Source organism: Enterobacter sp. MGH 38 (assembly GCF_000492855.1).
Lineage (GTDB): Bacteria > Pseudomonadota > Gammaproteobacteria > Enterobacterales > Enterobacteriaceae > Enterobacter > Enterobacter hormaechei_C.
In genome coordinates, this window is the sequence record NZ_KI535607.1 from 1,734,042 (window position 1) to 1,753,055 (window position 19,014).

Genomic DNA, 19,014 nt, shown 5'->3' on the forward strand with positions numbered 1-19,014 from the left:
ATTCAGCAAGGAGATCTCATGCCGCAGTCCGCGTTGTTCACGGGTATCATTCCCCCTGTCTCCACCATTTTTACTGCCGATGGCCAGCTCGATAAGCAGGGCACCGCCGCGCTGATCGACGATCTCATCAAAGCAGGCGTTGACGGCCTGTTCTTCCTGGGCAGCGGCGGCGAGTTCTCCCAGCTCGGCGCCGAAGAGCGTAAAACCATTGCCCAATTTGCGATGGATCATGTCGATCGTCGCGTGCCGGTCCTGATCGGCACCGGCGGCACCAACGCCCGGGAAACCATTGCGCTCAGCCAGCACGCGCAGCAGGCGGGCGCGGACGGCATCGTGGTGATCAACCCCTATTACTGGAAAGTGTCAGAAGCGAACCTGATCCGCTATTTCGAGCAGGTGGCCGACAGCGTCACGCTGCCGGTGATGCTCTATAACTTCCCGGCGCTGACCGGGCAGGATCTGACCCCGGCGCTGGTGAAAACCCTCGCCGACTCGCGCAGCAACATCGTCGGCATCAAAGACACCATCGACTCCGTCGCCCACCTGCGCAGCATGATCCACACCGTCAAAGCCGCCCATCCGCACTTCACCGTGCTGTGCGGCTACGACGATCATTTGTTTAATACCCTGCTGCTCGGCGGCGACGGGGCGATCTCGGCGAGCGGTAACTTTGCCCCGCAGGTGTCGGTGAATCTTCTGAAAGCCTGGCGGGATAAAGACGTGGCGAAAGCGGCTGAGTATCATCAGACCTTACTGCAAATACCGCAGATGTATCAGCTGGATACGCCGTTTGTGAATGTGATTAAAGAGGCGATAGTGCTCTGCGGCCGCCCGATTTCCACGCACGTGCTGCCTCCCGCCTCTGCGCTGGACGAGCCGCGCAAGGCGCAGCTGAAAACCCTGCTGCAACAGCTCAAGCTCTGCTGAGCCGGACGATAACCATGACCATCGAGAAGATTTTCACCCCGCAGGACGAGGCGTTTTATGCCGTCATCACCCACGCGGCGGGGCCGCAGGGCGCGCTGCCGCTGACCCCGCAGATGCTGATGGAATCCCCCAGCGGCAACCTGTTCGGCATGACGCAGAACGCCGGGATGGGCTGGGATGCCAACAAGCTGACCGGCAAAGAGGTGCTGATTATCGGCACCCAGGGCGGGATCCGCGCCGGGGACGGACGCCCGGTCGCGCTGGGCTACCACACCGGGCACTGGGAGATCGGCATGCAGATGCAGGCGGCGGCGAAGGAGATCACCCGCAACGGCGGGATCCCGTTCGCCGCCTTCGTCAGCGATCCGTGCGACGGGCGCTCTCAGGGCACGCACGGCATGTTCGACTCCCTGCCGTACCGCAACGACGCGGCGATCGTGTTTCGCCGCCTGATCCGCTCCCTGCCGACACGCCGGGCGGTGATCGGCGTGGCAACCTGCGATAAAGGGCTGCCCGCCACCATGATCGCGCTGGCCTCCATGCACGACCTGCCGACCATTCTGGTGCCGGGCGGGGCGACGCTGCCGCCGACCGTGGGGGAAGACGCGGGCAAAGTGCAGACCATCGGCGCGCGCTTCGCCAACCATGAACTCTCCTTGCAGGAGGCCGCCGAGCTGGGCTGTCGCGCCTGCGCGTCGCCGGGCGGCGGGTGTCAGTTCCTCGGCACGGCGGGCACCTCGCAGGTAGTGGCGGAAGCGCTGGGTCTGGCGCTGCCGCACTCCGCGCTCGCGCCGTCCGGGCAGGCGGTGTGGCTGGAGATCGCCCGCCAGTCGGCGCGGGCGGTGAGCGAGCTGGATAACCGCGGCATCACCACGCGCGATATCCTCACCGACAAAGCCATCGAAAACGCCATGGTGATCCACGCGGCGTTCGGCGGCTCGACGAATTTACTGCTGCACATCCCGGCCATCGCCCACGCGGCGGGCTGCACGATCCCGGACGTAGAGCACTGGACGCGCGTCAACCGTAAGGTGCCGCGCCTGGTCAGCGTGCTGCCCAACGGCCCGGACTATCACCCGACCGTGCGCGCCTTCCTCGCGGGCGGCGTGCCGGAGGTGATGCTCCACCTGCGCGATCTCGGTCTGCTGCACCTGGACGCCATGACCGTCACCGGCCAGACGGTGGGCGAGAACCTCGACTGGTGGCAGGCATCCGAGCGCCGTAAGCGCTTCCGCCAGTGCCTGCGCGAGCAGGATGGCGTGGATCCGGATGACGTGATCCTGCCGCCGGAGAAGGCAAAAGCGAAAGGGCTGACCTCAACGGTTTGCTTCCCGACGGGCAACATCGCGCCGGAAGGCTCGGTGATCAAGGCCACGGCGATCGACCCGTCGGTCGTCGGTGAAGATGGCGTTTACCGCCACACCGGCCGGGCGCGGGTGTTTGTCTCGGAAGCGCAGGCAATCAAGGCCATCAAGCGGGAAGAGATCAAGCAGGGCGATATCATGGTGGTGATCGGCGGCGGGCCGTCCGGCACCGGCATGGAAGAGACCTACCAGCTTACCTCCGCGCTGAAGCATATCTCGTGGGGCAAGACGGTATCGCTCATCACCGATGCGCGATTCTCGGGCGTGTCGACGGGGGCCTGCTTCGGCCACGTATCGCCGGAGGCGCTGGCGGGCGGGCCGATTGGCAAGCTGCGCGATAACGACATCATTGAGATAGCCGTCGACCGACTGACATTAACGGGCAGCGTGAACTTTATCGGCACCGCGGATAACCCGCTGACGCCGGAGGAGGGCGCACGCGAGCTGGCAATGCGGCAGACGCACCCGGACCTGCACGCCCACGACTTTTTGCCGGACGATACCCGGCTGTGGGCGGCGCTGCAGTCGGTGAGCGGCGGCACCTGGAAAGGCTGTATTTATGACACCGATAAAATTATCGAGGTAATTAACGCCGGTAAAAAAGCGCTCGGCATTTAATTATTTTCTAAGATAAAACCGTCTGCGGGAAATATTCCGCGGACGGTTTTCGCATGTCTGTAATTTGCTAATTTAAACAATAAGTTGTGATATATCGTTGGCGTCACAAAAGCAAAATAACGTAATTCGGAAATAAGATATGACCATTGCTGGTTAATTGAACAGCTCATTACACTCCATTAACACGATGTTGTAATTCAGCACACTACATAAGGGTGTAATTCTGATGACGCAATTAACCATGAAAGACAAAATTGGCTACGGGCTGGGTGACACCGCCTGCGGCTTCGTCTGGCAGGCCACGATGTTCCTGCTGGCCTATTTCTACACCGACGTCTTCGGCCTGTCGGCGGGCATTATGGGTACGCTGTTTTTGGTCTCCCGCGTGCTCGACGCCGTGACCGACCCGCTGATGGGGCTGCTGGTCGACCGCACCCGCACGCGGCACGGCCAGTTCCGCCCGTTCCTGCTGTGGGGCGCCATCCCGTTTGGCATCGTCTGCGTGCTGACCTTCTACACGCCGGACTTCTCCGCGCAGGGCAAAATCATCTACGCCTGCGCGACCTACATTCTCCTGACCCTGGTCTACACCTTCGTTAACGTGCCGTACTGTGCCATGCCGGGCGTCATTACCGCCGACCCGAAAGAGCGTCACGCCCTGCAGTCGTGGCGTTTCTTCCTGGCGGCGGCGGGATCGCTCGCCATCAGCGGCATCGCGCTGCCGCTGGTGAGCATCATCGGCAAGGGGAACGAGCAGGTGGGCTATTTCGGTGCCATGTGCGTGCTGGGCCTGACCGGCGTGGTGCTGCTCTACGTCTGCTTCTTCACCACCAAAGAGCGCTACACCTTTGAAGTGCAGCCGGGCTCGTCGGTGGCGAAAGACCTCAAGCTGCTGCTGGGCAACGGCCAGTGGCGGATCATGTGCGCGTTCAAGATGATGGCGACCTGCTCCAACGTGGTGCGCGGCGGGGCGACGCTCTACTTCGTGAAATACGTGATGGATCACCCGGAGATGGCGACCCAGTTCTTACTCTACGGCAGCCTCGCCACCATGTTTGGCTCGCTCTGCTCCTCCCGACTGCTGGGCCGCTTCGATCGCGTCACCGCCTTCAAGTGGATCATCGTCGCCTACTCGCTGATCAGCCTGCTGATTTTCGTCACCCCGGCGGAGCATATTGCCCTGATTTTCGCCCTTAACATCCTGTTCCTGTTCGTCTTTAACACCACCACGCCGCTGCAGTGGCTTATGGCCTCTGACGTGGTGGACTACGAGGAGAGCCGCAGCGGGCGCCGCCTCGACGGGCTGGTGTTCTCCACCTACCTGTTCAGCCTGAAGATTGGCCTGGCGATTGGCGGGGCGGTGGTGGGCTGGATCCTGGCGTACGTGAACTACTCCGCCAGCAGCAGCGTGCAGCCGGTCGAGGTGCTGACCACCATCAAAATCCTGTTCTGCGTGGTGCCGGTGGTGCTCTACGCGGGCATGTTCATCATGCTGTCGTTCTATAAGCTCACCGATGCCCGCGTGGAGGCCATCAGCCAGCAGCTGATCAAGCACCGCGCGGCGCAGGGCGAGGCCGTTCCCGACGCTGCGACAGCCGCATCCCATTAACCGGAGGCACTATGGAAATCACTAACCCTATTCTGACCGGCTTCAACCCGGACCCGTCCCTGTGCCGTCAGGGCGAGGACTACTACATCGCCACCTCGACCTTCGAGTGGTTCCCCGGCGTGCGCATCTACCACTCCCGCGACCTGAAAAACTGGTCGCTGGTCAGCACCCCGCTGGACCGCGTGTCGATGCTGGACATGAAGGGCAACCCGGACTCCGGCGGCATCTGGGCGCCGTGCCTGAGCTACGCCGACGGCAAATTCTGGCTGCTCTACACCGACGTGAAGATTGTCGACTCGCCGTGGAAAAACGGCCGCAACTTCCTCGTCACCGCGCCGTCCATCGAGGGACCGTGGAGCGAGCCGATCCCGATGGGCAACGGCGGGTTTGACCCGTCCCTGTTCCACGACGACGATGGCCGCAAATACTATATTTACCGCCCGTGGGGGCCGCGCCACCACAGCAACCCGCACAACACCATCGTGTTGCAGGCGTTTGACCCGCAGACCAGCACCCTCTCGCCCGAGCGCAAAACCCTGTTTACCGGCACGCCGCTCTGCTACACCGAGGGGGCGCACCTGTATCGCCACGCGGGCTGGTACTACCTGATGGTTGCCGAGGGCGGCACCAGCTACGAGCACGCGGTCGTGGTACTGCGTTCCAAAAACATCGACGGACCGTACGAGCTGCACCCGGACGTGACGATGATGACCAGCTGGCACCTGCCGGAGAACCCGCTGCAGAAGAGCGGCCACGGCTCGCTGCTGCAGACCCACACCGGGGAATGGTACATGGCCTACCTCACCAGCCGCCCGCTGCGCCTGCCCGGCGTGCCGCTGCTGGCCTCCGGCGGGCGCGGCTACTGCCCGCTGGGGCGCGAGACCGGCATCGCCCGCATTGAATGGCGCGACGGCTGGCCATACGTGGAAGGCGGCAAGCACGCGCAGCTGACCGTGAAAGGCCCGCAGGTGGCGGAACAGCCTGTATCCATTCAAGGCAACTGGCGGGAGGACTTTGACGGCAGCACGCTTGACCCTGAATTGCAGACTCTGCGCATTCCGTTCGACGACACCCTCGGCTCGCTCACCGCGCGCCCCGGCTATTTACGGTTGTACGGCAACGACTCGCTCAACTCGACCTTTACACAGTCGACCGTGGCGCGCCGCTGGCAGCACTTCACCTTCCGGGCGGAGACGCGGATGCAGTTCTCGCCGGTTCACTTCCAGCAGAGCGCGGGGCTGACCTGCTACTACAACAGCAAAAACTGGAGCTACTGCTTTGTGGATTACGAGGAGGGGCAGGGCAGAACGATTAAGGTGATCCAGCTTGACCACAACGTGCCGTCATGGCCGCTGCACGAGCAGCCGATTCCGGTGCCGGAGAGTGCGGAGAGCATCTGGCTGCGCGTGGACGTGGATAAGCTGGTCTACCGCTACAGCTACTCGTTCGACGGCGAGACGTGGCACACCGTGCCGGTAACGTATGAGGCGTGGAAGCTATCGGACGACTACATCGGCGGGCGGGGCTTCTTCACCGGCGCGTTTGTGGGGCTGCACTGCGAGGACATCAGCGGCGACGGCTGTCACGCGGACTTCGACTACTTCACCTACGAGCCGGTTTAACGGCTCAGGCCGGGTAGCCCAGCGCGCGTGACAGCGCGAGCCCGGCCTGCTGAAGCTGTTCGCGGAAATTAGCCAGCTCTGCGTCGTCCACGCGCGAGGTCAGGGTCGACAGGCTCAGGGCGGCGATGACGCGGGATTCATGGTTCCACACCGGCACCGCCACGCAGCGCACGCCCTGCTCGTTCTCTTCGCTATCCAGGGCATAGCCCTGCTCGCGGGTCTGCGCCAGGGCGCTTATTAGGGCTTCGCGAGAGGTGAGGGTGGAAGGGGTGTAGGTGGTGTAGTGATAGCCCTCCAGCAGGGCGTTCAGCTCGGTCTCGCCCAGCCAGGCAATCAACACCTTGCCGATGGCGGTGGCGTGAACCGGCAGGCGGCGGCCGATGCGCGAATAGGCGATAGCGGCCAGCTTGCCTTCAATCTTCTCGATATAAACCCCTTCACGCCCGTCAAGGATCCCCAGATGGGTGGTCTGCCCGGTCCGCTGGGACAGCTCCGTCAGCCAGCCTTTCGCCTTCTGACGAATATCGATGGAGCCCACGACAAAATGGCCGCGCTCGACCAGCTTCATGCCGAGGCGATATTTGCCGTTCTCCGGGTTCTGATCGATATAGCCGTGAAGCTGCAGAGTTTTCAGCAGCGAGTGAAGGGTACTCTTGCTCAGCCCCATCAGTTTGCTGATGTCGGTGATCTTAAGCTCGGTGGCCTGCTCGTTGAACAGGTCGAGGATCTGCAACGCACGTTCAACAGACTGAATAATCGGCATAATGCTGGTATGTCCACGCTGGAATTAAGGCGAAAACGTACCTTTTTCGGGGTGAAAAATCAATGAAATGGAGCCGGTGTTCTCCCTCTCCCCGTGGGAGAGGGCCGGGGTGAGGGCATCAGGCCGCAGCGCCATCCGGCAACAAAGGCGGCTACATTATTGTTAGCGGGGGGCATCAATTATTATCCCGAGCGGCGACAGACTGGATTTTCCAGACCCCATCTTCTTTAACCATGCAATCAATGACTGTGTGCTGGGTCTTTTTGCCAAACGTGATATTCACGTTTACACAGACCGGGTCTGAATCATACGAATCAATAGCCACATTCTCAGCCCAGTCCTCGCCGATATATTGCGATTTCATAAAAAAATCAGCCTCGTAAAATTCAGCGTCGGCATAACGGGGATCGGCTGCATGACGTAATTTTTTCATGGTACTGGCCGTAACGAACTTATCGATTTCATTTCCCTCCTGGATAGGATAATGTTCGTTGTTAACCTGTTTGACGTACCAGCGATTGAATTCAAGAGCGCGCTGCATCGGTATCTGAAAATCTTCGGCCCCCAATGCGGCTGTGCTGAATAACACAATCAAGATGAGCTTATTCATATTAATAATGCCTGTATAAGGTGACGGCTGGCTGGAGTTGGCGATAGGTTGGCCCCTTCGATTTCAAGGCCTCCGGCACGAATGGCGGCGGCGATTGCTCAAGCGCAATAGTGTCCAGTATGGGTTAGTGCGTGGCTACGGGCATATGACACAGCTTCACGCTTATTCCATGACATAAATAATCCTTATTAACGAAATGCAGCAATAAGGAAATATTACGCCGATAATATACGGTGTTTTGTAATTGATAATGACCTGATATTAACCATTATCTACTCAGTAAATAATGGTTAATAAAAATATAAATATCTATTATGGTTAATGCGTATCTGAGAAAGCATCACTAAAATGAATTTTTCTGCCTGACGATAACGCTGTTGTCGTTTTTAGGGTTTTCTCCCTCTCCCCGTGGGAGAGGGCCGGGGAGAGGGCACCAGACCGCAGAGGAGTCAATCACTCCCCAAGCGTCGCCACCATCACCGCCTTAATCGTATGCATCCGGTTTTCCGCCTGGTCGAACACGATGCTCGCCGCTGACTCAAACACCTCGTCCGTCACTTCCATCCCGCCGTGCAGGTCGAACTCTTTCGCCATCTGCTTGCCGAGCGTGGTCTGGTCGTCATGGAACGCCGGCAGACAGTGCAGGAACTTCACGTCCGGGTTGCCGGTCAGCGCCATCATCTGCGCGTTCACCTGATACCCGCGCAGCAGCGCAATCCGCTCCGCCCACTTCTCTTTGGCTTCGCCCATCGACACCCACACGTCGGTATAGATAAAGTCCGCGCCCTTCACGCCCGCCGCCACGTCTTCCGTCAGCGTGATTTTCCCGCCGTGCTTTTCCGCCAGCGCGCTGCACTCTGCCACCAGGCTCTCTTCCGGCCAGCAGGCTTTCGGGGCCACCAGGCGCAGATCCAGCCCGGTCAGCGCCGCCGCTTCCAGCATCGAGTTGCCCATGTTGTTGCGCGCGTCGCCCGCGTAAACCAGCGTCATCTCGTTAAACGCCTTGCCCGGCAGGTACTCCTGCATGGTCAGCAGGTCCGCCAGCAGCTGCGTCGGGTGGAACTCGTTGGTCAGCCCGTTCCACACCGGCACGCCCGCATACTGCGCCAGCGTCTCGACGACTTCCTGGCCGTGGCCGCGATACTGAATGCCGTCGTACATCCGCCCGAGCACGCGCGCGGTGTCCTTAATTGATTCTTTATGCCCAATCTGGCTGCCGCTCGGCCCTAAATAGGTAACGCGTGCGCCCTGGTCAAATGCGGCAACTTCGAAAGAGCAACGGGTACGGGTCGAGTCTTTTTCGAAGATGAGCGCGATGTTTTTACCGGTAAGCTTCTGTACTTCCTTGCCCTTTTTTTTATCGGCTTTGAGCTGTGCGGCAAGGGTCAGCAGAGAAGTGAACTGTGCAGGGGTAAAGTCGAGCAGTTTCAGAAAGTGTTTTTTGTACAGATCAGACATTTTATCCTCACATGGCGAACGCCACTTATTGAATTAAAATTCACTTTATATGTGTAATTATTCATTTGCAACCCCGTTTCACAAATCTTTCCAACAAAGGTGGAGGCAAACCCGTCCGTGTGTGAAAATAGAAGTATCTGCCGCACTTTAAAGAGGATTGAGCCATGGCAAACCCGGAATTACTGGAAGAGCAACGCGAAGAGACGCGTCTGATTATTGAAGAGCTGCTGGAAGACGGTAGCGATCCGGACGCGCTGTACACCATCGAGCACCATTTCTCTGCGGATGATTTCGACGCGCTGGAAAAAATGGCCGTGGAAGCCTTCAAGCTGGGTTACGAAGTGACCGAGCCGGAAGAGCTGGAAGTGGAAGAGGGCGACACCGTCATCTGCTGCGACATCCTGAGCGAAGGCGCGCTGAAGGCGGAGCTGATCGACGCGCAGGTCGAACAGCTGATGAACCTGGCCGAGAAGTTTGATGTGGAATACGACGGCTGGGGAACCTACTTCGAAGATCCGAACGGTGAAGACGGCGAAGAAGGCGACGACGAAGATTATATCGACGAAGACGACGACGGCGTGCGTCACTAAGCGTTTCAGGCGGTGGCCCGCGCCACCGCTTTCTCAAGGCAGAACCATGGATTACCCGCAGATACTCGCCCCCGTACTCAACTTCCTCCAGTGCCCGACCCCGCAAGCATGGATTGATAAAGCCCGCGACCCGGCGAACCTGCCGCTGCTGCTCACCGACCACATGGTGTGCGAGCTCAAGGCCGCCCAGACCGCGCTGCTGCTGGTGCGTAAATACGTCGCCGATGAAAGCGGTGCCGACGCGCTGCTCGACTGGCTCAAGCCCTACGAACAGTTCACCTTCCGCGACGGCCCGGAGCCGGACTTCATCGCCCTGCACAGGCAGATTGGCAAAAGCGTGATGCCCAAAACCGACGACCCGTGGGGCCAGGCGCTTATCGACAGCATGGTGCTGCTGATTAAAGAGGAGCTGCACCACTTCTGGCAGGTGCGCGAGGCGATGCTGGCTCGCGACATTCCGTACGTCAAAATCACCGCCAGCCGCTACGCCAAAGGGATGCTGAAGGAAGTGCGCACCCACGAACCGCTGACGCTGATCGACAAGCTCATCTGCGGCGCCTACATCGAAGCCCGCTCCTGCGAACGCTTCGCCGCGCTGGCCCCGTTCCTCGACGACGACCTGCAGAAGTTCTATCTCTCGCTGCTGCGCTCGGAAGCGCGCCACTATCAGGACTACCTGACGCTGGCCCAGCAGGTGAGCGACGACGATATCTCACCGCGCATACAGCTTTTTGGCGAAATTGAAGCCACACTTATCTCGACACCGGACAACGAGTTTCGCTTCCACAGCGGCGTGCCGGTGTAAACCGGCATAACTCAAGGATAAGGATGCGAGATGAATAAAACGTGGACCCGTATTGTGATTGTCGTCATTGCGGCTGCCGCCGTGGCGTTCTGGGTGTTTTTCGACAGGCAGCGCGCCCCGGAACGGCAGATGGATAACGCTCTTAACGCGATGCCCGCCTGGCAGGTGATTAAGGAGCAGGAGCCTGTTCTGCATCAGCGCATCCTCGACCAGATGGCCGCCCTGCAAAAAGCGGGCGAGCCGGAGCAGCAGATTATCGACACCATCCAGCCGCAGATCCTGCATTTGCAGATGACGCGCCTGCAAAACGCCCCAAACGCCAACGTGGTGAACTACATGACCATCAACATGGAGCAGACCGCCGCCATCCAGAAGGTGAGCGACGACGCCTGCTTCCGCTTCCTCTACCCGACGGTGAAGGGCGGCGTGAACCCGATGCGCATGCTGGATAAAGACCTGATGACGCGGCGCATGCAGGCCGACGCCGACATGATGCGCGCGGCCTACGGCAAAAACCGCCACACCGTGACCCCGGCCGAGCGCGAGGCGGCTGTCGAGGATGTGCGACCGATTATGAAGGCACTTGCCGATAAGTACGGCGAGGACATCCAGCTGCTGCAGATGCCGGAGAAGGCGGCGGGCAAAGAGAAGCTCTCCTGCGATATGGTGCAGGAGATGTGGGCGAAGGTGCTGGCGCTGCCGGAGCAGAAGGCGGCGAGGGTGATTCGGCTGGCGGTGTCTGAGCTGGAGTGACGAAGGACGCTGGTTTTTTGGGCACTTAGCGCGGGTTTAGCGCGTCGTCGCTTGCATGGCGGCGCGCGACAGGTATAATCCACAACGTTTCCGCATCCCCTTCAGTGCCGAAGTGGCGAAATCGGTAGACGCAGTTGATTCAAAATCAACCGTAGAAATACGTGCCGGTTCGAGTCCGGCCTTCGGCACCATCGGAACATCAATAGACGTCAACGGACGTCTTTTTTTGTGCCTGAAATCCAGTATCCGCAAGGCTTTCCTCGCATTTTCATTCAACCTAAGTCAACCTGATTCAATCTACATCAACTTACTGATGCGGGTACAACTGCGGGTATATTCCGGTTCGATAATGTTTGTACCCACACAGAACCCTTGAAAGGATACTCATCATGGCTCTGAGTGATGTGAAGGTTCGTTCGGCTAAGCCTGAAGCAAAGGCCTATAAACTAACTGACGGTGAAGGCATGGTTTTGCTGGTTCACCCTAACGGTTCCAAATACTGGCGGCTTCGTTATCGCTTTGGTGGTAAAGAAAAAATGCTGGCGCTTGGGAAATACCCTGAGGTTTCGCTGGCGGATGCCAGGGCACGCCGGGATGAGGCCCGTAAGCTGTTAGCAAACAGTGTCGATCCCAGTGAGAACAAGAAAGCCGTTAAGGTAGAGCAGGAGCAAGAGGCAATAACGTTTGAAGTGGTCGCCAGAGACTGGCACGCCAGCAATCAAAAGTGGTCTCCATCGCACAGTGCTAGAGTGTTGAAAAGTCTGGAAGACAATTTATTTGCCGCAGTAGGGAAGCGAAATATAGTGGTTATCGGTACTCGCGATTTACTGGTTCCAATTAAAGCTGTGGAAAAGTCAGGACGCCTTGAAGTAGCTGCGCGTCTTCAACAGCGAACAACGGCAATAATGCGCTTTGCGGTACAGAACGGTTTAATCGATTACAACCCCGCGCAAGAAATTGCTGGAGCGATAGCTACTGCTAAACGGCAGCATCGCGCTGCGCTAGACCTCAGCCGTATACCTGAATTGCTTCATCGTATTGATACATATACTGGGAGACCATTAACTCGACTGGCTGTGGAACTCACGCTGTTAGTTTTCATTCGTTCAAGCGAACTGCGCTTTGCGCGCTGGTCAGAAGTGGATTTTCAAACAGCTATGTGGACGATTCCAGGTGAGCATGAGCCACTGGAAGGCGTTAAACACTCTCAACGTGGCTCAAAGATGCGGACACCACATCTTGTGCCTTTGTCGCAGCAGGCTTTAGCCATTTTGGAAAAGATCAAAAGCATGAGCGGAAACCGTGAGCTGATTTTCGTCGGCGATCACGATCCACGTAAGCCGATGAGTGAGAATACGGTGAACAAGGCTCTGCGAGTTACGGGCTATGACACAAAAACGGAATTTTGTGGGCATGGTTTCAGGACGATGGCGTGTAGTTCGTTGATTGAGTCGGGGTTGTGGTCGAAGGATGCAGTAGAGCGTCAGATGAGTCACCAAGAGCGTAACTCTGTGCGAGCGGCTTATATTCATAAGGCTGAACATTTGGGGGAGCGCAGACTGATGCTGCAATGGTGGGCGGATTTTCTTGATGCGAATCAGGAGAAGGGGGTCACTCCATTCGACTATGCAAAAATCAATCGTGGAAATGTTGAGTGAATGTTTTTTCATAGAACTAATCGATCAATCTTTCTGGCGAGGCTGGCTGGTTATTTTTCCTAGTGGGATTGTTGCCATGAGGAATACACCTATTGATTTTCATCGGCAAGGTCCACACAAGGTAGTTAGTAAGCGGGTATTAATCGGGTTGTTGAATTGCTCGTTACAAAGATTACACCACCTTAACTGACTCTCTGTAGGAGTCTGAAGCCGAACACTTTTTAAGTGTGCTTTTTGTACACATGGTGTCAGGGTCACATCATAGGAATCCATTGAATGTCTAAAAGTAAGCCTAACCAGACGGTCTTCGTTAAGACTCTTGTGTGATTTTTAAGTGGTAAGTGCTTTATACTTTATTTAAATCATAAGGTTATGATGTTTTTATCTATCATCTTAGTGATGATTCAGACGCTCATTAAAAGCGTAATTTAATTACGAAGTAAAGAATCAAATTCTGAATCAAATTCTGAATCAAATTCTGAATCATAATTTGATTCACTTGTTGACGGCGTTGTAGATTCATGTATGATGAGGAGAAGTTAATCATTGGACTTAGATATGAGCCTACTCAATAATCTCAATAAGAAATTCAATTCCGATATTAAGAACACTGTGACCTTAAGTGTTCGCGTCACCAATGAGGAAAATGCGGTACTCCAAGAAATTGCTGATGTTGTTGGCTGTACAAGACAAGATGTTATCTATCAGTTGATCTCAGATTATGCACTCCCTGAGTGGCGTAATATGAAAATGGGCGATGAGAACGAACTAATTGATTCTGTTGAAGAAAGTAATGGGGTTTCTTATTTTCTGCTAAACACCAATAAAACTAATAGTATTGTTGACCATAATATAATATTGGAGCAAGGAATTGCTGCCACTTTTGAAGATGATTACATAGGGAAAATGAATCGAATAAAAAAAGGAGATGTGGTTTTCTTATACGAATCAGGTTCAGGAATTGTAGCTTATGGTATTGGTAGTGGTAAGAATATAGATGAGTCTCATCCTGAAAAAATTAGCCATAGTTCAATGCGATACCAGATCTTATCTGATTTTTCTCTGTTAGATAAACCCTTAGCAGCAAGGGATGTGAAGCGTATCCTCGGTAACGATATACCTTTCGCTCAAACACTATCACGAATTACAAATGGTGAAGTATTATATAAGCATATAAAGCGTGATAAGTAGTATTGAGGGCAGGAATTTATCTTGTTATTAAGTTGATTATCGTTATTTTCTCAATCGGTCATAGGGTAATGACATGCAAACTGAATTAATCAAAGAATTAAATAAGGTATTAAAATCGTTTCCGGAGTTCTGGGATGGTGAGGAGTTACATCGCTCGAAAGTAAGTGATGCCATCACCCATAAAAAACCTGCTGTAATCAAAGCATTAATTTCTAATGAAAAAATAAAATCAGTTTATGGCACGCAGATTGACGGTGTTTTAATTTTTGACTTTGATAGACTATGCGGTCTTCTTAAATATAAAGAATATTGGGCTAATAGCTTTACCAAATATCGTAATAAAATTGGACTAACCAGTGATGGTAAATATCTCGATTACAGCTCTGATGTGGTATTAGACTTCCCCTTCAAGGATTGTGTACTTGAGGGTGGTATGACTAAAGAGGATCAGGGTAAAGAAGAAGTATATTACAATGAAATTATTGCTCGTGATGAAATAGATCGACTCTTCTCTCCTAAAATATTCAAAAATGCACAGAGATATGAGAATGGAGTTATTGATAAAAAACTAAGTAAGTTTAGTGAAAATGATAACCTTATAATAAAAGGTAATAATTTAATAGCATTGCACTCTCTCAAGGCTAGATATTCTAGTAGTGTTAAATTCATTTATATAGATCCTCCATATAATACAGAAAAAGACAGTTTTAAATATAATGATAAATTCAGTCATTCGACATGGCTGGTTTTCATGAAAAATAGACTTGAAGTAGCAAAAGATTTGTTACGTGACGATGGGTTAATTGCGATAAATGTTGATGATAACGAGGTAAATTATTTAGGTGCACTGGCTGACGATATTTTCGGAAGGCGCAACAGAATCGCTATATTCCCTAGAGTCACAAAAAAAGGTGGAAAATCAACGAGCATTTTCGCAAAGAATCATGACTATATATTACTGTATGTAAATAATATAAATAATAAATGTATGTATGCAGTTTCTCATGATGACGATAATTTTAAATTCAAGGATGAATTCTTCGAGGAAAGAGGACGTTACAAATTAAATCAAACACTTGATTACGATAGTCTTCAGTACAGTAAATCTCTTGATTATAAGATTGAGCTTAATGGAGAGGTCTATTACCCGGGTGGGGATGCTCTTTTATTTAAAGAAAGAGCGCTAGGCCACCATAATAGAGCTGACTGGGCATGGCGATGGAGTAGGGAATTATTTGAGTTTGGTCTGGAAAATGGCTTTATTGAAATAAGAAATGGAGGGGTTAGGCCTAGGATTTACACTAAGACATATCAAAATGCAAAAATAATTAAAGACGGAGGAGTCTATAAAGTAGTAAATCACGATAGGACAAAGGCGTTGTCGACACTTGAGTTTACAGACAATAAATATTCTAATGATAATGCAACAAAGCATATATCTACTTTGTTAGATAAAAATGTTTTTGATTATACAAAACCAGAAAGCTTACTCGCGATGTTAATAGAAATAACATCAATGAGAGGTGACTTAATTTTGGATTTTCATCTAGGTAGTGGAACAACTGCCGCTGCTGCCCATAAAATGGGACGTCGATACATCGGTATCGAACAGATGGATTATATCAATGACATCACTGTACCGCGTCTGCAAAAAGTAATCGAAGGTGAACAAGGCGGTATTTCCAAAGACGTTAACTGGCAGGGGGGGGGCAGCTTTGTCTATGCTGAACTGATGGAGCTGAATGCGTACTTTGTGCACAAAATACAGGCGGCACAGTCTTACGAGGATCTTGAAAAACTATTTTCTGAGATGAGAACAGAGGCGCACCTTAATTATCAGGTTGCACTAGAAAATGTCCTTTCTACTGAATATGAAGTGGATGGCATATACCAAACAGTCGCTTTCAGTGATCTGGACCTTGATGAACAGAAGCGATTGCTGATCGGAACTCTCGATAAAAACCAGCTATATGTTGCCGCATCGGATATGGATGACAGCGACCTAAACATATCAGAGAGCGACAAAGCGTTTACCCGTAGCTTCTACAATAAGGACTGATCCCATGCCGAAGAAATCCACGTCCATAGGCGGTCAGACGCTACTTTTTAACCGGCTGAAACAGTTTGATGAACCCGGACTGTTCCAGGATAACTACGAGACGCCAGACTACATTCAAGCAAACCTGAAAGACATGCTGAGACCGTATCAGCATGGTGCGCTTCGTTACCTTCATTACACTCAGCGTAAACGGGAAGAGGCGCAGTTACATTATCGTCATCTCCTTTTCCATATGGCGACCGGCTCAGGGAAAACCATGGTAATGGCGAGCGTGATACTCTATTTGTTTAAAGAGTACGGATATCAGAATTTCATCTTCTTCGTGCATACGGATGCAATTATTCAGAAAACTCGTGAAAACCTTCTCAACCCGCAGTCGCCGAAGTACCTGTTCAGCCAGACGATGGAAATCGACGGGGAAAAAATTATTGTAGCACCGGTAGAGACATTCCCGTCCGTACCGGAGCACAACACAATTTATCTGAAGCTTACGACTATTCATAAGATGCATGATGAGCTGAACAGCCATCGGGAGAACAGCATCACTCGTGAGGATTTGAAAGAAACCCCACTCGTGATGCTTGGCGACGAGGCGCACCATTTCAATGCAGGCACCAAAGCGAAGGGCAAAGCAAGGACCTCTACAGAGTATGAGGAGCTGACTTGGGAGCGCACAATTGAAAGCGTTCTGGCGCTGCGCCCTGAAAACCGTCTTCTTGAGTTCACCGCCACCATTGACCTGGGGCAAAAAGAAATCGGACAGAAGTACCGCGACAAGGTGGTGTATCAGTATGACCTGAAACAGTTCATGTCAGACGGCTACTCTAAAAAAGTCATGTTGCTGGAAGCCAACCAGAATGACAGCGATAAGATGCTGGATGCTGTGTTATTAAGTCAGTACCGCAAACTGACGGCAGCCGATAACGGTATCAACGGATTCAAGCCTGTCATACTGTTTAAGTCGAATAAAATCGCCATCTCAAAAGCGAAGCAAGATGAATTTTCGCTGATGATTTCTGCCCTTACGCCTGAAAGTGTTAAACGCCATCTGGCGAATAAAAAAGTTCAACTTAGCTCCGACACCAGTATCTGGAATAAAGTAATACAGCGTTACGCTGAAAGCGATTTGGTGACAGTTATCGGACAGATTCAGGAAGACTTTAACGACTTCAATCTGTTGAACGTCAACAAGTCAGACCTGATGGAAGAAAACCCCGTTTTGCTGAACACTCTGGAAGAGGCCGACAATCCAGTGAGGGCAGTATTTGCTGTTGCCAAAGTCAACGAAGGCTGGGACGTACTCAATCTTTACGATATTGTCCGCATTAGCGAACAGGCTAGCAGTAGTAAGTCCGGCACAGACAGCGAGGCGCAGCTTATCGGTCGTGGTGCGCGATATTACCCATTCAGTTATGACGGGCAGCGTAGCTTTACCCGCCGTTTTGATACTAGTGCAATAGATTTAAGCGTACTTGAGCAGCTGCATTACCACACCATCAATGAACCGGCGTATATCAGAACGCTGCACGCCTCACTTGAGCAGGCAGATATCGATGCGCAGCAGGATGGCAGTGGTCGAGTAGAACACGCAAAACTGAAGGATGAATTCAAAAAGTCTGCCGTGTATCAGACTGGTAAACTGTATTTAAATGAAGTGGAAGAAATTGAAAGCAGCAGCAGATGCTGGGAAACCTACTCGTTGGAAACGCGTTTTGAAATACCTTATCAGACAGCCGGAGAGGAATCTCTGGATAACCTGTCCGGAGTAATAGTAGACGGCGGCACAAAAACGGAGTCTTTAGTACTGGATGAACGCTTTTACCGTAAAGCGATGCAGAAAATCCGTTTCTATGAGTTGGATAACCTACAACGCTACTTCCCGAAACTGATCAGTATTCGCGAGTTCATCTGTAGTGATTACTATCTGGGTAAGCTTAAAATTACCGTGACCGTCCCGCAAAATCTCGATTTCTCCGCCATATCGTCAAAAGAAAAACTCGGCTTACTTGAAACTGTGCTGCTGCGAATTTCAGAGAATGTGCGGCGCAATGATCAGAAGGTGAAGGGGACATACCGCTTTATCAGCCTGCCAGTTAGGGAAGTCATCAAAGATTATAGCCTGTATATAGATCCATCCGTAACGGTGAACCAGAAAATCACGGCAGAGAAGACTATCGGTAAAAAATGGTATGTGTATGACAACGCGATACTTAACCAACTTGAGCATAAACTGATCAAAGTGCTGACAGCGTTTATGCCGAAGCTGAAAGCCCGTTATGACGATATTTTCGTGTTACGTAACGATGAGCAGTCAACGCGTTTTAAGTTAACCGAATTTGGTGGCGTACGGGGTTTTATGCCTGACTTCATCATGATATTAACCCGCCATGCTGATAATACTTATTGGCAGGTGTTTCTTGAGCCGAAGGGTGATGACAGGCTACTGGATGAGAGGTGGAAAGAGCGAATGCTTGAAACACTGAATGAGGAAGATCGCATTATCATTGATGAAAATGAGGACGTGAAGCTTATAGGCATTAAATTCTTTGCCAACAGCCAGATGGATGAGTTTATCAGCGATATACAAGATAAAATTAATGATGGCGAGCCACTCGAAACCTCATCGCTACTGCTGTAATCTTTCTGAATAAGAAAGGCGGAGCACAAAGCTCCGCTTTTACTCTTATCTTATTACCATTTACTTTCGAGGTTACAAATATTACAAGTGCGCAAGTAAAAATGAAAAACTTATATTTAAAATCACTTGGCACACATCTGCTGCAATACCACATTCATAATTCAGCGAATAATCTAGCTAGCCACAAGCATAAAAAATCGCATTGTGCATGTGGAGGTGTCCCCTGTAAAAGTAAGTGGACGCCTAGTCTTCAGTGTTCGACAAAGTAACCTAGACGGTGGTGGCATGATGATGACAATGGATGCTCTCCTGAAGGAATTAGAATGCAGTTACCGAGATAAGACATAAA

General features: G+C 52.7%; 15 protein-coding genes and 1 tRNA gene. 12 read left to right on the plus strand and 4 right to left on the minus strand.

What is annotated here, in order from left to right; all coding sequences use genetic code 11:
• Positions 1-18 precede the first annotated feature (18 nt).
• From yagE to L384_RS12710, 4 genes are all read left to right on the plus strand, one after another.
• Positions 19-927: a 2-keto-3-deoxygluconate aldolase gene (yagE, locus tag L384_RS12725; protein WP_023324070.1), complete on the plus strand. Its 909-nt coding sequence runs from the start codon at positions 19-21 to the stop codon at positions 925-927.
• A 14-nt stretch (positions 928-941) separates the two neighbouring features.
• Complete coding sequence (yagF, locus tag L384_RS12720) at positions 942-2,909, plus strand: xylonate dehydratase YagF (RefSeq protein WP_023324071.1); 1,968 nt, start codon at positions 942-944, stop codon at positions 2,907-2,909.
• 226 nt (positions 2,910-3,135) lie between these two features.
• Complete coding sequence (locus L384_RS12715) at positions 3,136-4,518, plus strand: MFS transporter (RefSeq protein WP_023324072.1); 1,383 nt, start codon at positions 3,136-3,138, stop codon at positions 4,516-4,518.
• 11 nt (positions 4,519-4,529) lie between these two features.
• Positions 4,530-6,140 carry a glycoside hydrolase family 43 protein gene (locus tag L384_RS12710; RefSeq protein WP_023324073.1) on the plus strand — a complete coding sequence of 537 codons (1,611 nt, stop codon included), beginning with the start codon at positions 4,530-4,532 and terminating at the stop codon, positions 6,138-6,140.
• Between the two features lie 4 nt (positions 6,141-6,144).
• Here the strand turns inward: L384_RS12710 and xynR are convergent, their stop codons facing one another.
• From xynR to L384_RS22705, 4 genes are all read right to left on the minus strand, one after another.
• Positions 6,145-6,903: a DNA-binding transcriptional repressor XynR gene (xynR, locus tag L384_RS12705; protein ID WP_023324074.1), complete on the minus strand. Its 759-nt coding sequence runs from the start codon at positions 6,901-6,903 to the stop codon at positions 6,145-6,147.
• Positions 6,904-7,078: 175 nt separating this feature from the next.
• The gene (locus L384_RS12700; RefSeq protein WP_023324075.1) at positions 7,079-7,513 is read right to left on the minus strand and encodes a DUF3828 domain-containing protein; all 435 of its coding nucleotides are present in this window, start codon (positions 7,511-7,513) and stop codon (positions 7,079-7,081) included.
• A gap of 453 nt (positions 7,514-7,966) precedes the next feature.
• Complete coding sequence (gene argF / locus L384_RS12695; RefSeq protein ID WP_023324076.1) at positions 7,967-8,971, minus strand: ornithine carbamoyltransferase; 1,005 nt, start codon at positions 8,969-8,971, stop codon at positions 7,967-7,969.
• A complete protein-coding gene (locus L384_RS22705) occupies positions 8,941-9,036 on the minus strand; it encodes a putative translational regulatory protein ArgL (protein WP_213381064.1) in 96 nt (31 codons plus the stop codon). Before L384_RS22705 ends, argF begins: the two co-directional genes overlap by 31 nt.
• A gap of 99 nt (positions 9,037-9,135) precedes the next feature.
• Here L384_RS22705 and rraB point away from each other — a divergent pair, with 99 nt between their 5' ends.
• The 8 genes from rraB (at position 9,136) to L384_RS12655 (ending at position 18,665) form a co-directional block, all read left to right on the plus strand.
• Complete coding sequence (gene rraB, locus L384_RS12690) at positions 9,136-9,561, plus strand: ribonuclease E inhibitor RraB (RefSeq protein ID WP_023324077.1); 426 nt, start codon at positions 9,136-9,138, stop codon at positions 9,559-9,561.
• Between the two features lie 46 nt (positions 9,562-9,607).
• Positions 9,608-10,366, plus strand: coding sequence for a tRNA isopentenyl-2-thiomethyl-A-37 hydroxylase MiaE (gene miaE, locus L384_RS12685; protein ID WP_023324078.1), 759 nt, complete (start codon positions 9,608-9,610; stop codon positions 10,364-10,366).
• Between the two features lie 30 nt (positions 10,367-10,396).
• Positions 10,397-11,119 carry a hypothetical protein gene (locus L384_RS12680; RefSeq protein ID WP_023324079.1) on the plus strand — a complete coding sequence of 241 codons (723 nt, stop codon included), beginning with the start codon at positions 10,397-10,399 and terminating at the stop codon, positions 11,117-11,119.
• Positions 11,120-11,225: 106 nt separating this feature from the next.
• A tRNA-Leu gene (locus tag L384_RS12675) sits at positions 11,226-11,310 on the plus strand.
• 198 nt (positions 11,311-11,508) lie between these two features.
• A complete protein-coding gene (locus L384_RS12670; protein WP_023324080.1) occupies positions 11,509-12,777 on the plus strand; it encodes a tyrosine-type recombinase/integrase in 1,269 nt (422 codons plus the stop codon).
• 558 nt (positions 12,778-13,335) lie between these two features.
• On the plus strand, positions 13,336-13,968 hold the full coding sequence (locus L384_RS12665) for a hypothetical protein (protein WP_023324081.1): 633 nt from the start codon (positions 13,336-13,338) through the stop codon (positions 13,966-13,968).
• Between the two features lie 73 nt (positions 13,969-14,041).
• Positions 14,042-16,027: a site-specific DNA-methyltransferase gene (locus L384_RS12660; RefSeq protein WP_023324082.1), complete on the plus strand. Its 1,986-nt coding sequence runs from the start codon at positions 14,042-14,044 to the stop codon at positions 16,025-16,027.
• Positions 16,028-16,031: 4 nt separating this feature from the next.
• Positions 16,032-18,665: a DEAD/DEAH box helicase family protein gene (locus L384_RS12655; protein ID WP_023324083.1), complete on the plus strand. Its 2,634-nt coding sequence runs from the start codon at positions 16,032-16,034 to the stop codon at positions 18,663-18,665.
• The last annotated feature ends 349 nt before the right edge of the window (positions 18,666-19,014 follow it).